The sequence below is a fragment of the Streptomyces sp. Y7 genome (assembly GCF_043195415.1).
Taxonomy (GTDB): domain Bacteria; phylum Actinomycetota; class Actinomycetes; order Streptomycetales; family Streptomycetaceae; genus Streptomyces.
Genome location: NZ_JBIDDQ010000008.1, coordinates 331669 through 350659, shown reverse-complemented (window position 1 = coordinate 350659; position 18991 = coordinate 331669). Strand labels below are relative to the sequence as shown.

The following is an 18991-nucleotide window of genomic DNA, read 5'->3' as shown; positions in this document are numbered from 1 at the left end:
TTGATGGGGTAAGGCTCCCAGTAGACGACTGGGTTGATAGGCCGGATCTGGAAGCACGGTAACGTGTGGAGGTGACCGGTACTAATAGGCCGAGGGCTTGTCCTCAGTTGCTCGCGTCCACTGTGTTAGTTCTGAGACAACGACCGTTGTCGGCTTTGAGCAGAACAGACAAAAGAAAAGTGTGCTTGTTCGCTCGAAACCATTAGGGTTTCGGTGGTTATAGCGTGAGGGAAACGCCCGGTTACATTCCGAACCCGGAAGCTAAGCCTTACAGCGCCGATGGTACTGCAGGGGGGACCCTGTGGGAGAGTAGGACGCCGCCGAACAAATTTTAGGAAAGGCCCACGCCGTATGGCGTGGGCCTTTCTGCGTTTAAGCTCAAGCGTATGCGCTATGACTTGGTGATCTTCGACAATGACGGTGTGCTCGTCGACAGCGAGCCCATTTCCAACCGGCTCCTCGCCGCGTACCTCACGGAGCTGGGGCACCCGACGTCGTACGAGGACTCCATTCGGGACTATATGGGCTCGGCCATGCACCGGATTCACGACCTGGTGCTGGAGCGGACCGGGCAGCGGCTGCCCGAGGACTTCGACGACGTGTTTCATGCGCGGGTGTTCGGTGCGTTCGAGCGGGAGTTGAAGGCCGTGCCCGGTGCCGTGGAGGTGCTGGAGAAGCTCAGCGGGGACGGAGTGCCGTACTGTGTCGCGTCCTCCGGGAGCCATGAGCGCATTCGGGTGGGGCATCGGACGACGGGGCTCGACCGGTATTTCGACGAGGGGCGGGTCTTCAGTTCGCAGGATGTGGGGCGGGGGAAGCCGGCGCCGGATCTGTTCCTGCACGCGGCCGAGCGGATGGGGGTGGCGCCGGCGCGCTGTCTCGTCGTCGAGGACAGTCCGCTGGGCGTGCAGGCGGCCGTCGCCGCAGGGATGGACGTCTACGGGTTCACCGCCATGACGCCGCCCGGCAGGCTTGCCGGGGCCACTCAACTCTTCTCCGACATGGGTGAGTTGGCTGACCTTCTCGTGTGATCCGGGGCGGTGGTGCGGTGCTGACATTTGTCATGCGGAGGGCTGGACGATCGTTTCTACCGGTGATCTGGCGCCGGACGCGAAGCTGAGGGCATGACGAACACGGGGACCACCAAGGGGAACAGCACCAGCAGCACGGACAGCACCAACCGTCGTGGCGCGCTGCGGAACTTCGCGCCGTTGCTCATCGATGTCGCGGTGCCCATCGGGGCGTACTACCTCCTGAAGGACGGCTTCGGGACGAGCACCCTGATGGCGCTCGCGCTGAGCAGCGTCGTGCCGGCCGTGCGGACCGGGTGGGGCGTGCTGAAGTCGCGTGAGGTGAACGGGATGGCGGCGCTCATCCTCTTCGTGAACGTCGTGTCGCTGCTGCTGAGCTTCGTGGCCGGGGACCCGCGGCTGATGATCGCCAAGGACAGTGCCGTCAGCAGCGCCATCGGTATCGGGATCATCGTCTCCGTGGTGCTGGGCAGGCCGATGATGACCGCCGGTATGAAGCCCTGGGTGGTGAAGGGGGATGCCGGTCGGGAGGCCGCCTGGGCGCGGTTGCACGCCGGGTCGGGCCGGTTCCGGCGGGCCGAGCGGATGTTCTCGCTGGTGTGGGGTGTCGTACTGCTCGCGGAGTGTGTGGTGCGGATCGTGGGGGCGTACACCCTGCCGGTGGACAACATGGTGTGGGCCGGCAATGTGATCATGGTCGTCGCCATGGCGCTGGGCTTCGTGGTCGGCGGTGCGCTGGGTGCCGGTCCGATGGCCGCCATGGTCATCGCGGAGGCCAAGTCGGAGGCGGGGGAGGGTCGTCGGGACGGTGAGGTCCGCGGGGCGAGTGAGCTCGCTCGCGCCGACCTGAAGGCCGTCGACCTCGCGCCTGCCCGATAAAGCTGAGGGAAATTCATCTTTGGCTGGATCTACCCACCGGTACACCGGGGCCCTACGCTCGCCGCCATGACTGATGTGCTGCGGCGCGGTAGGGCCTCGTTGGCGTTGAGTTTCTTCGCTCAGGGTGTTGCCTTTGCCCTGCTGGTGACGCGGATCCCGGCCATTCAGGACCGCTACGGCGTCTCCGACGCGTTGCTGCCCGCGTTCCTCGCGGCCGTGCCCATCCTCGCGGGCGTCGGGAGCGTCGCCACCGAGCGGCTGGTGAAGCGAATACCGCCGAGCCGGGTGCTGCGCTGGTCGCAGCCCGTCGTGCTGCTGGCGCTCCTCGGGGTCGGCGCCGGCGAGCGGATGGTGGAACTGGGGGTGGCGCTGGCCGCGTTCGGGCTGGCCGTGGGGGCGTTGGACGCCTCGATGAACATGCTCGGGGTGAGCCTCCAGCGGTCGTACGGGCGCAGCATCATGCTCAGCTTCCACGCGGCGTACAGCCTGGGCGGGATCGTCGGGGCCTCGCTGGCGTGGGTGGGGGCGCACTGGGATCTGGCGCTGTTCGTGTCGTATCTGCCGGTCGTCGTGGTGCTGTTGCCCGCCGCGCTGGTGGGGAGCCGGTGGTATGTCGACGGGGGCGGCGGCGACGAGGTGGAGCCGGAGGCCGCCGGCGAGCGGGGACCGGTCGTCCTCAAGTTGCTGTTGCCGCTGTGTCTGGTGATGACGTTCGCGTACATCGGGGATTCCACGGTCTCCAACTGGAGCGCGAAGTATCTCCAGGACGTGCTGGGCAGTTCGGAGCAGCTGGCGACCGTGCCGTACAACGTCTACATGGTGACCACGCTGGTGGGGCGGGCCATCGGGGACTTCGGGGTGCGGCGGTTCGGGGCCGTCGTGGTCGTACGGGTCGGGGCGCTGGTGGCGGCGGCCGGGTTCGCGGTGGTGGCGTCGGCGCCGGGGGCCTGGGTCGGGATGCTGGGGTTCACTCTGATCGGGGTGGGGCTGTGTGTGCTGGTGCCGCAGACCTTCGCGGCGGCGGGGCGGTTGTTCCCGGGGGCCTCGGACGCGGCGGTCGCGCGGCTCAACGTCTTCAACTATGTGGGGTTCCTGATCGGGTCCCCGTTGGTGGGGGCGCTCGGCGACGCGTGGAGCTATCGCGGGGCGATGCTCGTGCCGATGGTGTTGGTGCTGGTGACGCTCGGGTACGCCCGTTCGTTCGCCGCTCAACCGGACCGATACGGTGACGGGCATGAGCGGCCGCGCACAGCTGATGTGGGACGAGGCAGTAACGGGCTATGACTTCGGTCCGGAGCATCCGATGGATCCGCTCCGGCTGGCACTGACCCGGAGGCTGGTCGACGCCTTCGGGCTCGACCGGGACGTGGAGGTCGTCGCGGCCAAGCCGGCCGGCGAGTCGACGCTGCGGCTGGTCCACCGGCAGGACTACATCGAGGCCGTGAAGGCGGCGTCGGCAGAGCCCGCGGCGGCGGACATGTCGTACGGGCTCGGCACCCTGGACGATCCCGCGTTCGCCGGGATGCACGACGTGTCGGCGATGATCGCCGGGCAGTCGGTGGGGGCGGCGGAGGCGGTGTGGCGCGGGGAGGCACTGCACGCGGTGAACTTCGCGGGCGGCCTGCACCACGCGATGCCGGGCGGCGCCTCGGGGTTCTGCATCTACAACGACGCCTCGCTGGCCATCGCGCGGCTGCTGGAGCTGGGGGCCGAGCGGGTCGCGTACGTCGACGTCGACGTGCACCACGGGGACGGGGTCCAGGCCGCGTTCTGGGAGGACCCGCGGGTGCTGACGATCTCGCTGCACGAGCACCCCCGCACCCTGTTCCCGCAGACCGGGTGGCCGGAGGAGACCGGGGCGCCGGACGCCGAGGGGTCGGCGGTGAACGTGGCCCTGCCGGCCGGCACCGGGGACGCCGGGTGGGTGCGGGCGTTCCACGCCGTGGTGCCGGAGCTGCTGGCGGAGTTCCGGCCGCAGGTGCTGGTCACGCAGCACGGAGCCGACACGCACTTCGAGGACCCGCTGGCGCATCTGGCGGTGTCGCTGGACGCGCAGCGGGCCGTGCAGGTGGCGTGTCACGACCTGGCGCACGAGTACGCCGACGGCAAGTGGGTCGCCCTGGGCGGCGGCGGTTATGCCGTGGTGGAGGTCGTGCCGCGGTCGTGGACGCATCTCGTGGGCATCGCCGCGGGCCGGCCGATCGAGCCCGAGGCGATGATCCCGGAGAGCTGGCGCCAGGAGGTCTTCGCGCGGACACGGCAGCTGGGGCCGATGCGGATGACCGACGGACGGTGGCCGGTGTCCTGGGCGGACTGGGAGTCGGGGTACGACCCCGGGGACCGGCTGGACCAGGCCGTGCTGGCGGCCCGGCGGGCGGCGTTCCCGCTGCGGGGGCTGCTGCCGTAGCGCCGCCGCAGCGGGAACACCGGCGGGGTCAGGAGCAGAGCCCGCGCACGCTGTCGTAGTAGATGTCGATCGTGCCGCTCCACTCCAGGCACTGGGCGTCGGACTGCGAGGCGTCCACGTACACCGGGCCGGCGTACGTCGAGTAGGAGCCGTAGTCCCGCTCGGACTTGCCGGAGGTGGGCGAGGTGTCGAGGGTGACCTCCATGAACGTCCGGGTGCCGGGGTCGGTGCGGACGAGCACGGCGCAGTGCTGCCCGGTCTCGCGGCTGTAGGTGACGTACACGGTGCCGATGACCTCGCGGGCCGAGTCGTGGATGTCGGTCCGGTCCTGGACGGTGTAGCCGGTGCCGCACTTGCCGTTGTAGGCGCCCGCGGTGGTGGCCGCCGAGGCCGGTGCTGTCGTGGCCAGCGCGCCGCCCAGGGTGAGGGCGGCGAGGGCGGTGGCGGTGGCGGCTGTACGACGGGTCGGCTTCATGGTGTTCCCCCTGTGGTGGTGGTCGACGTGTGCGACGCCCGGTACGTGGGTGACGCCGGTCAACTGGCGTTCGCCGCACACGTGTTGTGAGACCAGGGACCCACTCCGACGGTTGTGGGCGTTTTTGTCGCTGTTCAGTCACCACTGTCACAGGGGTCGTTACGCCAACTGTGCGGTGTTTTCCCGTTCCCGGGGCATTCGTCCGCCCCTTCGGCCACCATCGCTGACGTGTTGAGCACCGGTGCCCTGCGCGCCCATCTCCTCGCCGCGCGCCTCGCCGGGCCCGTGGCCACCTCCCGTGAGGAGAGCCTGCGCAGCTACCGGCTCTTCGCCGCCCGGGATCCTCGCGTGCTGCTCGGCCTCGATCCCGAAGGGGTCTGGGGGCAGCGCGAACTGATTGCGCTGATGGCGGAGAAGTGTGGGGTTTCAGCCGATCCGCACCATACTTCAGGCCAGGATGTGATCGATCCTGAGCTCACTTTGACCGCTCTGGATGCCTTTGCGGAACGTCTCGCGGCAGTCGCGCAGCGCAGGGCGCCTGTCCTCCTCGGCACCGGACACCCCCACCGACTGCTCGGGTTCTACGCAGCCTTGGCGGACGCGCTGTCGGCGGCGGGATGTGCCGTCCTCACCCCGGCGCATGGCCACAGTGTCGACATAACGACCCGGTTCGGACTACGCACGTACAACCTTGCCTACGTACGAGGAGTCGCGCTGGTGCGGGAACCCGGCGCCTCATGCCCCGGTTGTGAGCCCGGCGCACACACCCATTCACCCCTCCCGGTTCGTACCGCCCTGGCAGCCGCGGCGAAGGCCGGCGGGCCCCTGCCGGAGCTGGTGATCGGGGACCACGGCTGGGTCTGCGGGGCAGGTCAGCTGGGGTTTGAGGCCATTGGTCCGGCCGATACGAATGACCCCGCGCTCTTTGTGGGGCAGGCCGAGGGGTCCGTGTCCGTCGTCGTTCCACTTGATGACGCTGTGCGGTCTGATTACTACCGACCGCTTACCCGCTACGTACTCAATCGAGCGTGTCTGTCACAGTAAGGCGCCGATGCCATCCCCTCTTCCCCACTCGCATCACACGCCCCTACATTGGGGAGTGAGCACGCAGCGACGAAGAGTCACCGGAAGGGGAAGCCGGTGGCCGTCGAGTGCGGAAGGTTCAGGTGTGTCATGGCTGCAGCTGGCGAGAGGCCTCTGAACGAGGTTCAGTTCCTTACCGTGGCGGAAGTCGCCTCGGTGATGCGAGTGTCGAAGATGACCGTGTACCGGCTGGTGCACAGCGGTCATCTGCCCGCGATCCGTGTGGGGCGGTCGTTCCGCGTCCCGGAGCAAGCGGTTCACGAATACCTCCGCGAGAGCTACGTGGGGGTGGAAACCGCCTGACGGCAGAGGGCGAGAGGGGATCCTCAGGGCTGTTCAGGATTCCCCCTCGCCTCCTCGATTACGACCTCAGCGCTCGGGCGGGTAGGCTAGCCCCTCGTAGGTCGTATGGGCCCATGGCGCCCAACGCCGAGTGATGAGAAGTGAGCGAGGGTAGTCGTGGGCTCTGTTATCAAGAAGCGGCGCAAGCGGATGGCTAAGAAGAAGCACCGCAAGCTGCTCAAGCGCACGCGCGTTCAGCGTCGCAACAAGAAGTGAGCGACGCTGCGAAAGCAGCGTGATTGTGGCCCCCCACCACCGGTGGGGGGCCACACGCGTATCGGGGGCGATGTGCGAAGGGCCGAACTCTGTGCGTATGCCTGGACAAAGGACTGACCCGTCCGGTGGTACGCCGAGAATTATCGTCACTTCGTGCATTGGGCGGTCATCACAGCGCAACATCGACCCGCTAAGTTGGCCGCACACGGGGAACTCGGCAGGGGTACGAGTGCTGGAAGGAAGGCGCTGATCTTGGGCAAGGTCGTGCTCGTGACCGGAGTGGCCCGTCAACTGGGGGGCCGTTTCGTACGACGGATCCAGCGTGACCCCCAGGTGGACCGGGTGGTGGCCGTGGACGCGGTCCCGCCCGAGCACCATCTGGGAGGTGCCGACTTCATCCAGGCCGACATCCGGCAGCCCACCATCGCGCGGGTGCTGGCGGAGAGCGGCGCCGACACCGTCGTCCACATGGACGTGACCGGGACCGCGCTGGGCAGCGGCAGCCGGACGACGGTCAAGGAGACCAACGTCATCGGGACCATGCAGCTGCTCGGCGCCTGCCAGAAGTCCCCGACCGTCAAGCGCCTCGTGGTGAAGTCCAGTACGAACGTCTACGGGTCCGCGCCGCGGGATCCGGCCGTCTTCACCGAGACCACGCCGCCCAAGTCCCTGCCCAGCGGTGGCTTCGCCAAGGACGCCGTCGAGGTCGAGGGCTATGTGCGCGGCTTCGCGCGGCGGCGGCCGGACGTCGCCGTGTGCGTGCTGCGGTTCGCCAACATCCTCGGCCCGTCCGCGGACACGCCGCTCGCCTCGTACTTCTCGCTGCCGGTGCTGCCGACCGTGTTCGGCTACGACCCCCGGCTGCAGTTCGTGCACGAGGACGACGTGATCGAGGTGCTGCGCATCGCCTCGCACGATCCGGAGCGGGGCACGCTCAACAGCGGCACCTTCAACATCGCCGGCGACGGCGTCCTGCTGCTCTCGCAGTGCTCCCGGCGGCTCGGCCGGCCCACCGTGCCGCTCCTGCTCCCCGCGGTCACCTGGGCGGGCTCCCTGGTGCGTACGCTGGGTATGTCGGACTTCTCGCCGGAGCAGATCCGGTTGCTCACCCACGGCCGGGTGGTGTCCACGGACCAGATGCGAGAGACGCTCGGATTCAGGCCGAAGTACACGACGGCGGAGACCTTCGCGGAGTTCGCACGCAGCCGCGGACCGGGTCTGCTGCCGCCGGAGGCCCTCGCGGGGGCCGTCGACCGGATCGCCGCGCTGCCCGTGCTGGGCGGCGGCCACCTCCCGACGCAGAGCGCCAACTGAGGAGCGCATCAACGATGGCGGACGCCAAGGTCATTCCGTTCGACGACGACCGGTCCCGCGGGGGCGCCGTTCAGCGGCCGTCGCGGCGCCGGAGCGCGGGGAGCCGGCGCAAGAGCGGTGAATCCGCGCTGGTACGCGAGGTCCAGCCTCTCCCGGGACGGTCCTTCGCGCAGGATGATGTTCCTGTGACACGTGAGGAACAGCCGCCCCAGCAGCCCCAGGACGACGGCGGCCTGGAACGGCGCATCGCGAGCGGCCTGGCCTTCCTGCGCCGCCGCCTCACCGGGGACTACGAGGTCGACGACTTCGGGTACGACGAGGAACTCACCGACCAGGTCCTGATGTCCCTGCTGCGCCCGGTGTACGAGAAGTACTTCCGGGTCGAGGTGAAGGGCGTCGAGAACATCCCGTCCGAGGGCGGCGCGCTGATCGTCGCCAACCACTCCGGCACGCTGCCCCTGGACGGCCTGATGATGCAGGTCGCCGTCCACGACCACCATCCGGCCGGCCGCCACCTGCGGCTCCTCGCGGCGGACCTGGTGTTCGTCCTGCCGGTGGTCAACGAACTCGCCCGCAAGCTGGGCCACACCCTGGCCTGCGCCGAGGACGCCGAGCGGCTGCTCGGGCAGGGTGAGCTGGTCGGGGTGATGCCGGAGGGCTTCAAGGGCATCGGCAAGCCCTTCGGGGAGCGCTACAAGCTTCAGCGCTTCGGCCGCGGCGGCTTCGTCTCCACGGCGCTGCGCAAGCGGACCCCGATCATCCCGTGCTCGATCGTCGGGGCCGAGGAGATCTATCCGATGATCGGCAACGCGAAGACGCTGGCCCGCCTCCTGGGCTTCCCGTACTTCCCGCTGACGCCGACCTTCCCCTGGCTCGGCCCGCTCGGCGCGGTCCCGCTGCCGACGAAGTGGACGATCCAGTTCGGCGAACCGATCCCCACGGACGGCTATCCGCCGGAGGCCGCCGAGGACCCGATGCTGATGTTCAACCTGACGGACCAGGTCAGGGAACAGATCCAGCACACGCTGTACAAGCTGTTGGTGCAGCGCCGGTCGGTGTTCTTCTGACGCCGGGTTCCGGTACGACGATGGGGCGCCCCCTGACCCAGGGGGCGCCCCATCGTCGTACCGCTGCCGGTTAGTTCGCGTCCTCGCCCTCGATGCCCAGGCCGGGCAGGAGGCCCGGGAGCAGGGGCGGGAGGGTCACGGCGGGCTCGGTGGTGGGTGTCGGGCTGGAGGACGTCGAGCCCGAGCTGCCGGTGTCCTTCGGCGGGTCGAGGAGCCCTCCGGTGTTTCCGCCGAGCAGGCCCTCGCTCTCGCTGCCGGAGCTGTCCGCCGAGTTGCTCGGACGGCTGGAGCGGTTGCCGTCGGAGGAGCCGCTGCCGCCGGCGCTGGGCCGGGCCGAGCGGTCGGAGCCGGACGTACCGGTGGAGGCCGATCCGGAACCGCCGTGCCGCTTGCCCTCGCCGCTCTTGGCCGGCTGCTCCGGCAGGAGCGACTCCAGCGGAGCGACCTCTTCGTCTATGGCGTCGAACACCGACGACACCTCGTCGCCGACGTCCCCGAGCTGGAGGGGCAGCCGCTCGCGGAGGTTGCCCCACATCGCACGGTGCGAGCGGGAGAAGGCGGAGAGGGCCTGGATGGGGCCCAGGGAGTCGGGGTCGCGCTCATAGGCCTCGCGCAGCAGGCGGTGGCCCTCCGAGGCGTCGTGCCGCATGCCGTACAGAGCGCGGCGGATCTCCGCCATCGACTCGTGGTCGAGCTGTCCGCCACGGTCGCGCTCCATCAGCCGCCGGGCCTCGCTCAGCCGGGTGGATGCCTGGTCGAGGTAGCCGCGCCCGCGCTCGTCGTCCCCGTCGGACAGGACGTTGAGCTTGAAGTCCTCGATGCCGCGCTTGAGGCCGTACAGGGAGTCGCCGGGCAGGGCGTCGGAACTCGCGGCGGCGACACCGCCGAAGGCTCCCGCGGCGACACCGACACTGAGCCCGCCGGCGGTGAGGCCCTTGGCGAGCCGTGAGCGTGGCCGCAGTTTGCCCAGTGGGGACGCCCGGTGAGCCCCTCGCCCCCGCTCCGAACGCTGCCCGGGCAGGGCAGGGCCCGCCTCGGCGCCCGTGCCGCCCTCCTGGAGCATGGCCTCCATCGCGGCCACGAGCTGGGCGCGCTGGACGACCTTGACCTCGGGGTCGAGCTCGGGCCTCGGCAACTCGGCGAGACTCTCGGTGAGGGCCAACAGGCGACCCTGCTCGGTGTGTTCCGCAGCAGCGTCTGCCGGTGCCGATCCATCGGACTGCTCGGGCTGCTCGGCCGCCGAATCCCGGTCGGTCAGCTCGTCCAGGGCCTGGGCGAAGGCGTTCGCCCGCCGGTGTGCCGATACGTTCGCGATCACTGGCGGCACCTCCTCTCGTGATGACGGTCGACTCCCCAGGGGGTCCTGAGGGTTGCACGCCCTGACCACTTGCACTCGATCGAGTGATCGAAGTCGGCCAGGGAGTGACCACAGGGAGCCTGCATCCCGCACAACGAGCGGCTTGGCACTTGGGTTACGGACTGCGGATGAACGGACCGCGAAGTCAACAGACTTTCACTGACGGTGAGTTGGTGATTGCGGAGAGTGGTGGACCGGTGCCGGGGGGACGTTCAGCGCGCGTCGTCCGGCAGCAGTCGGGCGAGGGTGCGGACGGCTCGGTACTGGAGGGTCTTGATGGCGCCCTCGTTCTTGCCCATGACGCGGGCCGTCTCGGCGACGGAGAGGCCCTGGAGGAAGCGGAGGGTGACGCACTCCTGCTGTTGGGGGTTGAGTCGCCGTACGGCTTCGAGGAGGGCGGCGTTGGAGAGGGACTCCAGGACGGAGTCCTCGGGGGAGCGCTCGACCTCGTTGGCGTCGAGCATCTCGCCGGTGGTGACCTCCAGCCGGAAGCGGCTGGACTTGAAGTGGTCGGCAACGAGGTTGCGGGCGATCGTCACGAGCCAGGCGCCGAAGTCGCGGCCCTGCCAGGTGAAGGTGCCGATGCGGCGCAGGGCCCGCAGAAAGGTCTCGCTGGTGAGGTCCTCGGCGGTGGCCTTCCCGCCGACGCGGTAGTAGATGTAGCGATAGACGGTGTCGCTGTACTGGTCGTAGAGCCGGCCGAACGCGTCGGCCTCGCCGGCCTGTGCGCGTTCGACGAGATCCATCATTCGAGCGCTGTCGCTGTCAGCGGCGGGCCGGCGCGCGGTCGTCGCGCCGGCTGAGCGCCCCCGTCTGCCGACTGCGGCGCCGCCGTCGGCGAGCGCGTAGCACGGGCCTACGGGTGCGGCGGTTACGGCGAGGGCGGGGACGGCGTACGCGGTGGGGACGAAGCCGCGCAACAGGTCCAGGACCGTTGCGCGCAGCGTAGCCAGGCCCGAGGCGTCAACCCCGACGTGTGGGTACACGGGACTCCCAGAGGCAGAGCTTCCATCACGTGCAGTGCGGAACCATTCACCCGTCGTAGCGACGGAGAGGTACCGGTTTGCGTCTGAGGAGAATAACGCTTCGTGCAGGCACTGCTACGCCCAGTTGCTCAAATCACCGATTGCGTCTCTTCTGTAACCGATTGACGTCTCATCAAGTGCCGGAGAGTGACCGTTTGTTGATCGATTGCGTCCGGGTTCGGGGTGACTCCGGGGCGTGTTGTGGCCGTGTGCAGCCAAGGGGACTGGACAGGGAGTTGCGGGGGTAGGGGGTGCGGATTGGCCTGTGACCCCGGGCGTGGCCCACGACCCGAAACTTTCTCGCCCCCGCCGCCCCTACCCGTCCCATCCCCAGGGGCGCCGCCCCTTCGACCCCGGCACATCCCTGGGGGCTGCCGCCCCCAGACCCCCGCATCGGCCTGAACGGCCTCGTCCTCAAACGCCGGACGGGCTGAAGAGCGCGGACCGGCACCAAGAGGTGCGGCCCAGTGGCTCAGCTGCGTGAGCCTAGGCGGCCAAGCGGGGTACGGATGTTACGTACGGTGACGCCTTCGCCTGGCGCCAATGCCGGGGCGTACCCCCACGCGCCCGCAGTCGCGTACGGCGCGAAGGGGACGTGTCGGGGGGTGTCCGCCCGGCCCCACGTGCCCGCAGTCGTGTACGGCGCGAAGGGGCCGTGTCGGGGGGTGTCCGCCCGGCCCCACGTGCCCGCAGTCGTGTACGGCGCGAAGGGGACGTGTCGGGGGGTGTCCGCCCGGCCCCACGTGCCCGCAGTCGCGTACGGCGCGAAGGGGACGTGTCGGGGGGTGCCCGCCCGGCCCCACGTGCCCGCAGTCGCGTACGGCCCCGACCCATCCACCGGCGGAAGGCGCTACACCTGCCCGCAGTGAGACTGAGGCTCTACGCGCGCCCCGCCCGCACTGCGCTGCCCGCATCCCACCGAGCAGCCAAGGCCCTGCAGCGAGGGCGTGCCTGGCTGTTTCAGCGGCGGCGTTTGTGGAGGGCGATTGCCGCTGCTGTGCCGCCGGCCACCGCGCCGACGCCGGCGGCGGCCGGGATGCCGACCTTGGCTGCCTTTCGGCCGGTGCGGTAGTCGCGCAGGCGCCAGTCCAGTTGGCGGGCGTGTTTGCGGAGCTTGGTGTCGGGGTTGATGGCGTAGGGGTGGCCGACCAGGGAGAGCATCGGGATGTCGTTGTGCGAGTCGCTGTACGCCGCGCAGCGGGCGAGGTCCAGACCCTCCGCCGAGGCCAGCGCGCGGACCGCCTCCGCCTTCGCCGGACCGTGGAGCGGCTCGCCGACCAGCTTGCCGGTGTAGACGCCGTCGACCGACTCCGCGACCGTGCCCAGGGCACCGGTCAGCCCCAGACGGCGGGCGATCACCGTGGCGATCTCCACCGGCGCCGCCGTGACGAGCCACACCTTCTGGCCCGCGTCCAGGTGCGCCTGGGCGAGCGCGCGGGTACCGGGCCAGATGCGCTCGGCCATGTACTCGTCGTAGATCTCCTCGCCGATCGACTGGAGCTCGGCGACCCGGTGGCCCTTCACGATCGACAGCGCCGAGTCGCGGGCCTCCTGCATGTGCTCCGGATCCTCGACCCCCGCCAGCCGGAACCACGCCTGCTGCCAGGCGAACTTCGCGAGATCGCGGGTCTCGAAGAACTTCCGCTTGTACAGGCCCCGACCGAAGTGGAACAGGGCAGCACCTTGCATCACGGTGTTGTCCAGGTCGAAGAAGGCCGCGGCCTTCTCGTCGCCGAGCACCGGGAAAGCGGGCTCGGCCTCCGAGGGCTGTGAGACCTCCGTCGCCTCCTGCGAGGACTTGCGCGCAGCCTCCGCCGAGGCCTCGCCAGCCAACACGCTCCGCGCCGTGGCGGAGCGCCTACGGGGAGTGAGCCATCCAAGAGCGGCCATGACCGTGAGCATAGCCAGTTTGTTCGGTGCTTCCGGAGTCGAGAGGTTTGAAGGTTGTGAACTCTCCGCGACCGCGCAGTTAAACAGTGTGGTCGGACGACGGCCGGTCATCCGGGCGCCGGCGCGCGAGAATGGCTGACATGAGCCCCCTCTTTCGTCGCGCCACGGCCAAGTCCCCCGGGGACCGGCTGGTCACCCTCATCGGCAAACCCGACTGCCATCTGTGTGATGACGCACAGAGTGTCGTCGAGAGGGTCTGCGGCGAGTTGGGGGTTCCGTGGGAAGTGAAGGACATCAATGAGGACCCCCAACTCCACGACCGGTACTGGGAACAGATCCCCGTCGTCCTCGTCGACGGAGCCCAGCACACCTTCTGGCGCGTGAACGAGGATCGCCTCCGCAAAGCACTGACCGGGTAGTCCAAAGTCCTCCGGAAACGGCTTAGGATCGACGGCGACTTGGTCTCGGGGGCGTGGATCGTTGAGGAGAGTGTGCGGTTTTGCCCCCAAGAGTTGAGGAACGGTGGTGCGTATGCGCCGGTTCCACACCAGTGCGCCGGGCGTGCGTGAGCCCGGTCACGTTGGGCGGGCAAATCGGACACCATCTTTGTGCACGCGTTCACAAAGACATAGCCTGCATTCGACGGGGCGGTCTAGGTACGTGTGACCGCCTGCCCCCCCGCTCTACCCGCAGGAGCACCGTGGCAACTGGCCGAACTCACCGACCGGCGACCCGTAGCCGAGGGATTCCCGAGGCCACCGTCGCCCGGCTTCCGCTGTACCTCCGCGCGCTGACCGCACTGTCGGAGCGCTCGGTACCCACGGTCTCCTCCGAGGAGCTCGCGGCCGCGGCGGGGGTCAACTCCGCGAAGCTGCGCAAGGACTTCTCGTACCTCGGGTCGTACGGAACGCGCGGTGTCGGCTACGACGTCGAGTATCTCGTCTACCAGATCTCCCGCGAACTCGGGCTCACCCAGGACTGGCCGGTTGTCATCGTCGGCATCGGTAACCTCGGCGCCGCCCTCGCGAACTACGGCGGATTCGCCTCCCGTGGCTTCCGGGTCGCCGCGCTCATCGACGCCGACCCGGCCATGGCCGGAAAGCCCGTCGCCGGGATCCCGGTGCAGCACTCCGACAGCCTGGAGAAGATCATCCAGGAGAACGGCGTGTCGATCGGTGTCATCGCCACTCCCGCCGGTGCCGCCCAGCCGGTCTGCGACCGGCTCGTGGCCGCCGGTGTCACCTCCATCCTGAACTTCGCGCCGACCGTGCTGACCGTCCCGGACGGTGTGGACGTGCGCAAGGTCGACCTCTCCATCGAGCTGCAGATCCTCGCCTTCCACGAGCAGCGCAAGGCGGGCGAGGAGGCCCACACCGACGGCGCCGGACCGGCCGCCGTCACCCGTGAGGGGTCCGACGACTCCGCCGATCAGGGGCCCGACGGGGACGTACCCGCCGTGATGCCGGCATGAGTCTCCTCGTCGTGGGGCTGAGCCACCGCAGCGCCCCGGTCAGCGTGCTGGAGCGGGCCGCGCTGGGCGCGGACGCCCAGATCAAGCTGCTGCAGGACACGGTCGCCGCCGAGCCCGCCACCGAGGCCGCGGTGCTCGCCACCTGCAACCGCATCGAGCTGTACGCCGACGTGGACAAGTTCCACGCCGGTGTCGCCGAGCTGTCCACGCTGCTCGCCCAGCACAGCGGAGTGGGGCTGGAAGAGCTCACGCCCTACCTGTACGTGCACTACGAGGACCGGGCCGTCCACCATCTGTTCTCCGTGGCCTGCGGGCTCGACTCCATGGTCGTCGGCGAGGGCCAGATCCTCGGGCAGATCAAGGACTCCCTCGCCAAGGCGCAGGAGCTGCACAGCGCCGGACGGCTGCTGAACGACCTGTTCCAGCAGGCCCTGCGGGTCGGCAAGCGCGCCCACTCCGAGACCGGTATCGACCGCGCCGGCCAGTCCCTGGTCACCTTCGGCCTGGAGCAACTGGCCGAGGACATGGACGTCATGGCGTGGGCCCGCGGCAAGAAGGCCCTGGTCATCGGCGCCGGTTCGATGTCCTCCCTGGCCGCGGCCACGCTCGCGCGGGCCGGGGTCGCCGAGATCGTGGTCGCCAACCGCACCCAGGACCGCGCCGAGCGCCTCGCCGAGATCCTGACGGCGGCGGACGACACGGACGTGCTGGCCCGCGCGGTACCGATGGAGTCGGTGCCGGTCGAGCTGACACGTGCCGACATCGCCGTCTCCTGCACCGGTGCGACCGGTCTCGTCCTCGCGGCCGAGGAGGTCGCCGCCGCGGTGGAGGGGCGTACCGGTCGGCCGGTCGCCTTCGACGGGGCCGACAGCGTCGGCCGTACGGCCGACAAGGCGCCCGCCCCCAGGGCGAACGCCGACAGTGCCGACGTACGGCAGACGCCGCTGCCGCCCACCAGCGTCGGCACCGACGAGAACTGCCCGCTCGACGTCGCCGCCGTGCAGGGAGGTTTCTCTGTGCTCGGCGAGGCCGCCGTCGCCGGCATGGACGCGGCCACCCTGGAGCAGCACGCGGCGTGGGCGGCGGGCAGTGCCGTCGACCGGCGTGAGGCCGCCCGGCGCAGCCCCGAGGCCGACGCCGAGCTGATCACCGCGCTCGCCGCGACCGCGGCCACCGTCGGCCGCATCCCCGAGCGCCGCAAGCCCGAACCGGTCGTGGAGGTGCCCCGGCCCCGGCCGGCGCTGTCCCTGCTCGACCTCGCCATGCCCCGCGACATCGACGCCGCCGTGCACCGGCTGGCCGGCGTGCGCCTGGTGGACATCGAGTCGCTGGCGGAAGCCTCCGCCGACGCGCCGATGGCGGCCGACGTCGACCAGGTCCGCCGGATCGTCTCCGACGAGGTCGCCGCGTTCGGCGCGGCGCTGCGGGCCGCGCACATCACGCCCACCGTCGTCGCGCTGCGCGCCATGGCCGCCGATGTCGTGGCGAACGAGATCGCCCGTCTGGAGGGCCGTCTGCCCGGCCTCGACGACAAGCACCGCGGTGAGATCACGCAGACCGTGCGGCGCGTGGTCGACAAGCTGCTGCACGCCCCGACCGTGCGGGTCAAGCAGCTCGCGGCCGAGCCCGGCGGCGCCGGGTACGCGGACGCCCTGCGGACCCTGTTCGACCTCGATCAGGAGACGGTGGCCTCCGTCTCCCGCGCCGAGGACAGCACCGAGAAGAACCGAGGCCCACGATGACTCAGCAGCCACTACGGCTCGGGACCAGGCGCAGCAAGCTCGCCATGGCCCAGTCCGGGCAGGTCGCGGACGCCGTACGCCGGGTGACCGGACGGCCCGTCGAACTCGTCGAGATCACCACGTACGGCGATGTCTCGCGCGAGGCGCTCGCGCAGATCGGCGGCACCGGCGTGTTCGTCACCGCCCTGCGGGACGCGCTCGTGCGGGGTGAGGTCGACTTCGCGGTGCACTCGCTGAAGGACCTGCCGACCACGCAGCCCGAAGAGCTGGCCCTGGCGGCCGTCCCCGAGCGTGAGGACCCGCGTGACGTGATAGTCGCCCGGGACGCCCTCAAGCTCACCGACCTGCCGCGCGGGGCGCGCATCGGTACGGGTTCGCCGCGCCGGATGGCCCAGCTGAACGCGTACGCGCGCAGCCACGGGCTGGACTTCGAGACGGTCGCGATCCGCGGGAACGTCGACACCCGGATCCGGTACGTGCGCGACGGCGAGCTGGACGCGGTCGTGCTGGCCGCGGCCGGCCTCAATCGCATCGGCCGCAGCGAGGAAGTGACCGACTTCCTGTCGGTCGACACGGTTTTGCCCGCCCCCGGCCAGGGGGCACTGGCGATCGAGTGCACCGCGGACAACGCGGACCTCGTCGCCGCGCTCGGCGAGCTCGACGACCCGTTCACGCGGGTCGCCGTGAGCGCCGAGCGATCACTGCTCGCCGCCCTGGAGGCCGGCTGCTCCGCCCCTGTGGGCGCGCTGGCCGACCTTCTGGCCGACGGGCAGATTGTCAAGGAAATGCGCCTGCGTGGCGTCGTCGGCACGACCGACGGTTCGCGCATGGTGCAGCTGTCCACCACCGGTCCCGTGCCCGAGACGCACGACCAAGCGCTGGCGCTCGGTCGCGAACTCGCTACCGAGATGCTTGCCCAGGGCGCGGCCGGTCTGATGGGGGAGCGAGCACAGTGAGCCCCACCACTCTTCCCGCCGGCCTTGAACACGGGCACGTCACCTTCCTCGGTGCCGGACCCGGGGATCCGGGGCTACTGACTCTGCGCGCCGTCGAGGCGCTGGCGAACGCCGACGTACTCGTCGCCGAGCACGAGGTGCTCGACGTGGTACGCCAGCACGCCAGAGCCGGCATCGCCGAAGTGCATACGGACACGGGTCCCGACGCGGACGCCGTCCCGGGCACAGGCACGCCTCTACTAGCGGTTGTTGACGGCGCGTCAACGACCGCTGGGCTACCCGCGGTGCGGGATGCCGCACATCTTGTCATGGAGGCCGCGCGCGGCGGCAGGCGGGTCGTGCGGGCGGTGTCCGGGGATCCCGGGCTCGACACGTACGCCACCAACGAGATGCTCGCGTGCGCCGCGGCCGGTGTGCCGTTCGAGGTCGTACCGGGTGTCGCCGCGGCCGTGGGCGTGCCCGCGTACGCCGGTGTGCCGCTGCGGGACGCGCAGGGCGCGGACGTGCGGTTCGTCGACGCGCGCACCGCGTCGGACCGGTGCTGGACCGAGGTCGGCGCGTCGGACGGCACCGTGGTCGTCTCCACGACGCTGGACTCCGTCGGCGCGGCCGCCGGTGAGCTGGTGTCGGCGGGACGCAAGCCCGATACGCCGCTGACGGTCACCGTCGCCGGTACGACGACGCGGCAGCGGACGTGGACCGCGACGCTGGGCACCATCGCCCAGACGTTGAAGCAGGCCAAGGTGCTGCCGTCGCCGGAGGGCGGCCGACCGGTGATAGCCGTGGTCGGTGAGCGTTCCGCCGCAGCACAGCGCGACCAGTTGTCGTGGTTCGAGTCCAAGCCGCTCTTCGGGTGGCGGGTCCTCGTGCCGCGGACGAAGGAGCAGGCGGCTTCGCTCTCCGACCAGCTGCGGTCGTACGGGGCCGTGCCGCACGAGGTGCCGACGATCGCCGTCGAGCCGCCGCGCACGCCCCAGCAGATGGAGCGGGCCGTCAAGGGGCTCGTGACCGGACGGTACGAGTGGATCGCCTTCACCTCGGTGAACGCGGTCAAGGCCGTGCGGGAGAAGTTCGAGGAGTACGGGCTCGACGCCCGTGCGTTCGCCGGGATCAAGGTCGCGGCGGTGGGGGAGCAGACCGCGAAGGCGCTCGTCGCCTTCGGCGTGAAGCCGGACCTGGTGCCGAGCGGGGAGCAGTCGGCCGCCGGGCTGCTGGAGGACTGGCCGCCGTACGACCCGGTCTTCGACCCGATCGACCGCGTGTTCCTGCCGCGGGCCGACATCGCCACGGAGACCCTGGTGGCCGGGCTCATCGAGCTCGGCTGGGAGGTCGACGACGTCACGGCCTACCGGACCGTGCGGGCCTCGCCGCCGCCGGCGGAGACGCGGGAGGCGATCAAGGGCGGTGGCTTCGACGCCGTTCTCTTCACGTCGTCGTCCACGGTGCGCAATCTCGTGGGGATCGCCGGTAAGCCGCACAACGTGACCGTGATCGCGTGTATCGGTCCGGCCACCGCGAAGACCGCCGAGGAGCATGGGCTGCGGGTGGACGTGATGGCTCCGGAGCCGTCCGTGCACAAGCTGGCCGAGGCGCTGGCGGACTTCGGGTTGCGGCGGCGGGCCGCCGCGGTCGAGGCCGGGGATCCGGTCACCCGGCCGAGCGAGCGGCGGCCGGGGGCCCGGCGACGCCGGTCCACGACGTGACGGGTGCGGGGGTGGGGCGCCGTCAGAGGGCTG

Annotated in this window: 18 protein-coding genes and 2 rRNA genes; 16 read left to right on the top strand and 4 right to left on the bottom strand. The window is 70.2% G+C overall.

All coding sequences use genetic code 11. The annotated features are described in order from the left end of the window. The 6 genes from ACGFW6_RS22990 to ACGFW6_RS22965 form a co-directional block, all read left to right on the top strand. Nucleotides 1-105: ribosomal RNA gene (locus ACGFW6_RS22990) — 23S ribosomal RNA — on the top strand; the annotation flags it as partial. 104 nt (nucleotides 106-209) lie between these two features. Then, nucleotides 210-326 (top strand): 5S ribosomal RNA (gene rrf / locus ACGFW6_RS22985). A gap of 60 nt (nucleotides 327-386) precedes the next feature. Further along, complete coding sequence (locus ACGFW6_RS22980) at nucleotides 387-1031, top strand: HAD family hydrolase (protein WP_393512812.1); 645 nt, start codon at nucleotides 387-389, stop codon at nucleotides 1029-1031. Nucleotides 1032-1124: 93 nt separating this feature from the next. Continuing rightward, nucleotides 1125-1910 carry a VC0807 family protein gene (locus tag ACGFW6_RS22975; RefSeq protein WP_393512762.1) on the top strand — a complete coding sequence of 262 codons (786 nt, stop codon included), beginning with the start codon at nucleotides 1125-1127 and terminating at the stop codon, nucleotides 1908-1910. 66 nt (nucleotides 1911-1976) lie between these two features. Next, nucleotides 1977-3194 carry an MFS transporter gene (locus ACGFW6_RS22970; RefSeq protein WP_393512759.1) on the top strand — a complete coding sequence of 406 codons (1218 nt, stop codon included), beginning with the start codon at nucleotides 1977-1979 and terminating at the stop codon, nucleotides 3192-3194. Then, nucleotides 3145-4317: an acetoin utilization protein AcuC gene (locus ACGFW6_RS22965; RefSeq protein ID WP_393512756.1), complete on the top strand. Its 1173-nt coding sequence runs from the start codon at nucleotides 3145-3147 to the stop codon at nucleotides 4315-4317. The genes ACGFW6_RS22970 and ACGFW6_RS22965 overlap by 50 nt, the downstream gene beginning before the upstream one ends. A 28-nt stretch (nucleotides 4318-4345) precedes the next feature. Here ACGFW6_RS22965 and ACGFW6_RS22960 read toward each other — a convergent pair whose 3' ends face one another. Beyond that, entirely contained in the window at nucleotides 4346-4792 is a 447-nt protein-coding gene (locus ACGFW6_RS22960; RefSeq protein WP_393512754.1) for a hypothetical protein, read from the bottom strand. Between the two features lie 228 nt (nucleotides 4793-5020). Between ACGFW6_RS22960 and ACGFW6_RS22955 the strand changes: the two genes are divergently transcribed. From ACGFW6_RS22955 to ACGFW6_RS22935, 5 genes are all read left to right on the top strand, one after another. Further along, on the top strand, nucleotides 5021-5836 hold the full coding sequence (locus ACGFW6_RS22955) for a phosphatase (RefSeq protein WP_393512751.1): 816 nt from the start codon (nucleotides 5021-5023) through the stop codon (nucleotides 5834-5836). Nucleotides 5837-5965: 129 nt separating this feature from the next. Then, nucleotides 5966-6178 (top strand): helix-turn-helix domain-containing protein, encoded by a 213-nt coding sequence (locus ACGFW6_RS22950; RefSeq protein ID WP_004984898.1) that lies wholly within the window; start codon nucleotides 5966-5968, stop codon nucleotides 6176-6178. A 156-nt stretch (nucleotides 6179-6334) separates the two neighbouring features. Then, nucleotides 6335-6433 carry a 30S ribosomal protein bS22 gene (locus tag ACGFW6_RS22945; RefSeq protein ID WP_003948845.1) on the top strand — a complete coding sequence of 33 codons (99 nt, stop codon included), beginning with the start codon at nucleotides 6335-6337 and terminating at the stop codon, nucleotides 6431-6433. A gap of 252 nt (nucleotides 6434-6685) precedes the next feature. Then, complete coding sequence (locus ACGFW6_RS22940) at nucleotides 6686-7747, top strand: NAD-dependent epimerase/dehydratase family protein (RefSeq protein WP_393512748.1); 1062 nt, start codon at nucleotides 6686-6688, stop codon at nucleotides 7745-7747. Nucleotides 7748-7761: 14 nt separating this feature from the next. Then, the gene (locus ACGFW6_RS22935) at nucleotides 7762-8814 is read left to right on the top strand and encodes a lysophospholipid acyltransferase family protein (RefSeq protein ID WP_393512745.1); all 1053 of its coding nucleotides are present in this window, start codon (nucleotides 7762-7764) and stop codon (nucleotides 8812-8814) included. 70 nt (nucleotides 8815-8884) lie between these two features. Here the strand turns inward: ACGFW6_RS22935 and ACGFW6_RS22930 are convergent, their stop codons facing one another. The 3 genes from ACGFW6_RS22930 to ACGFW6_RS22920 form a co-directional block, all read right to left on the bottom strand. Continuing rightward, nucleotides 8885-10132 carry a DUF5667 domain-containing protein gene (locus ACGFW6_RS22930; RefSeq protein WP_393512742.1) on the bottom strand — a complete coding sequence of 416 codons (1248 nt, stop codon included), beginning with the start codon at nucleotides 10130-10132 and terminating at the stop codon, nucleotides 8885-8887. A 251-nt stretch (nucleotides 10133-10383) separates the two neighbouring features. Beyond that, entirely contained in the window at nucleotides 10384-11157 is a 774-nt protein-coding gene (locus ACGFW6_RS22925) for an ECF subfamily RNA polymerase sigma factor, BldN family (RefSeq protein ID WP_393512739.1), read from the bottom strand. 999 nt (nucleotides 11158-12156) lie between these two features. After that, entirely contained in the window at nucleotides 12157-13086 is a 930-nt protein-coding gene (locus tag ACGFW6_RS22920) for an HAD family hydrolase (protein ID WP_393512736.1), read from the bottom strand. Between the two features lie 131 nt (nucleotides 13087-13217). Here ACGFW6_RS22920 and ACGFW6_RS22915 point away from each other — a divergent pair, with 131 nt between their 5' ends. The 5 genes from ACGFW6_RS22915 to ACGFW6_RS22895 all read left to right on the top strand — a co-directional run bounded on the left by ACGFW6_RS22915 (nucleotide 13218) and on the right by ACGFW6_RS22895 (nucleotide 18958). Next, nucleotides 13218-13505 carry a glutaredoxin family protein gene (locus tag ACGFW6_RS22915; protein ID WP_393512733.1) on the top strand — a complete coding sequence of 96 codons (288 nt, stop codon included), beginning with the start codon at nucleotides 13218-13220 and terminating at the stop codon, nucleotides 13503-13505. 281 nt (nucleotides 13506-13786) lie between these two features. After that, on the top strand, nucleotides 13787-14557 hold the full coding sequence (locus tag ACGFW6_RS22910; protein ID WP_393512730.1) for a redox-sensing transcriptional repressor Rex: 771 nt from the start codon (nucleotides 13787-13789) through the stop codon (nucleotides 14555-14557). Next, the gene (locus ACGFW6_RS22905) at nucleotides 14554-16299 is read left to right on the top strand and encodes a glutamyl-tRNA reductase (RefSeq protein WP_393512727.1); all 1746 of its coding nucleotides are present in this window, start codon (nucleotides 14554-14556) and stop codon (nucleotides 16297-16299) included. Before ACGFW6_RS22910 ends, ACGFW6_RS22905 begins: the two co-directional genes overlap by 4 nt. Then, complete coding sequence (gene hemC, locus ACGFW6_RS22900; protein WP_393512724.1) at nucleotides 16296-17255, top strand: hydroxymethylbilane synthase; 960 nt, start codon at nucleotides 16296-16298, stop codon at nucleotides 17253-17255. Before ACGFW6_RS22905 ends, hemC begins: the two co-directional genes overlap by 4 nt. Next, a complete protein-coding gene (locus ACGFW6_RS22895) occupies nucleotides 17252-18958 on the top strand; it encodes a uroporphyrinogen-III synthase (protein WP_393512721.1) in 1707 nt (568 codons plus the stop codon). Before hemC ends, ACGFW6_RS22895 begins: the two co-directional genes overlap by 4 nt. Nucleotides 18959-18991 lie beyond the last annotated feature (33 nt).

What these genes read in the sequence shown, in the direction of transcription:
- ACGFW6_RS22920 (WP_393512736.1), bottom strand. Translation starts at nt 13,086, where the DNA reads ATGGCCGCTCTTGGATGGCTCACTCCCCGTAGGCGCTCCGCCACGGCG.
- hemC (WP_393512724.1), top strand. Translation starts at nt 16,296, where the DNA reads ATGACTCAGCAGCCACTACGGCTCGGGACCAGGCGCAGCAAGCTCGCC.
- ACGFW6_RS22935 (WP_393512745.1), top strand. Translation starts at nt 7,762, where the DNA reads ATGGCGGACGCCAAGGTCATTCCGTTCGACGACGACCGGTCCCGCGGG.
- ACGFW6_RS22950 (WP_004984898.1), top strand. Translation starts at nt 5,966, where the DNA reads ATGGCTGCAGCTGGCGAGAGGCCTCTGAACGAGGTTCAGTTCCTTACC.
- ACGFW6_RS22980 (WP_393512812.1), top strand. Translation starts at nt 387, where the DNA reads ATGCGCTATGACTTGGTGATCTTCGACAATGACGGTGTGCTCGTCGAC.
- ACGFW6_RS22915 (WP_393512733.1), top strand. Translation starts at nt 13,218, where the DNA reads ATGGCTGACATGAGCCCCCTCTTTCGTCGCGCCACGGCCAAGTCCCCC.
- ACGFW6_RS22905 (WP_393512727.1), top strand. Translation starts at nt 14,554, where the DNA reads ATGAGTCTCCTCGTCGTGGGGCTGAGCCACCGCAGCGCCCCGGTCAGC.
- ACGFW6_RS22970 (WP_393512759.1), top strand. Translation starts at nt 1,977, where the DNA reads ATGACTGATGTGCTGCGGCGCGGTAGGGCCTCGTTGGCGTTGAGTTTC.
- ACGFW6_RS22960 (WP_393512754.1), bottom strand. Translation starts at nt 4,792, where the DNA reads ATGAAGCCGACCCGTCGTACAGCCGCCACCGCCACCGCCCTCGCCGCC.
- ACGFW6_RS22975 (WP_393512762.1), top strand. Translation starts at nt 1,125, where the DNA reads ATGACGAACACGGGGACCACCAAGGGGAACAGCACCAGCAGCACGGAC.
- ACGFW6_RS22965 (WP_393512756.1), top strand. Translation starts at nt 3,145, where the DNA reads ATGAGCGGCCGCGCACAGCTGATGTGGGACGAGGCAGTAACGGGCTAT.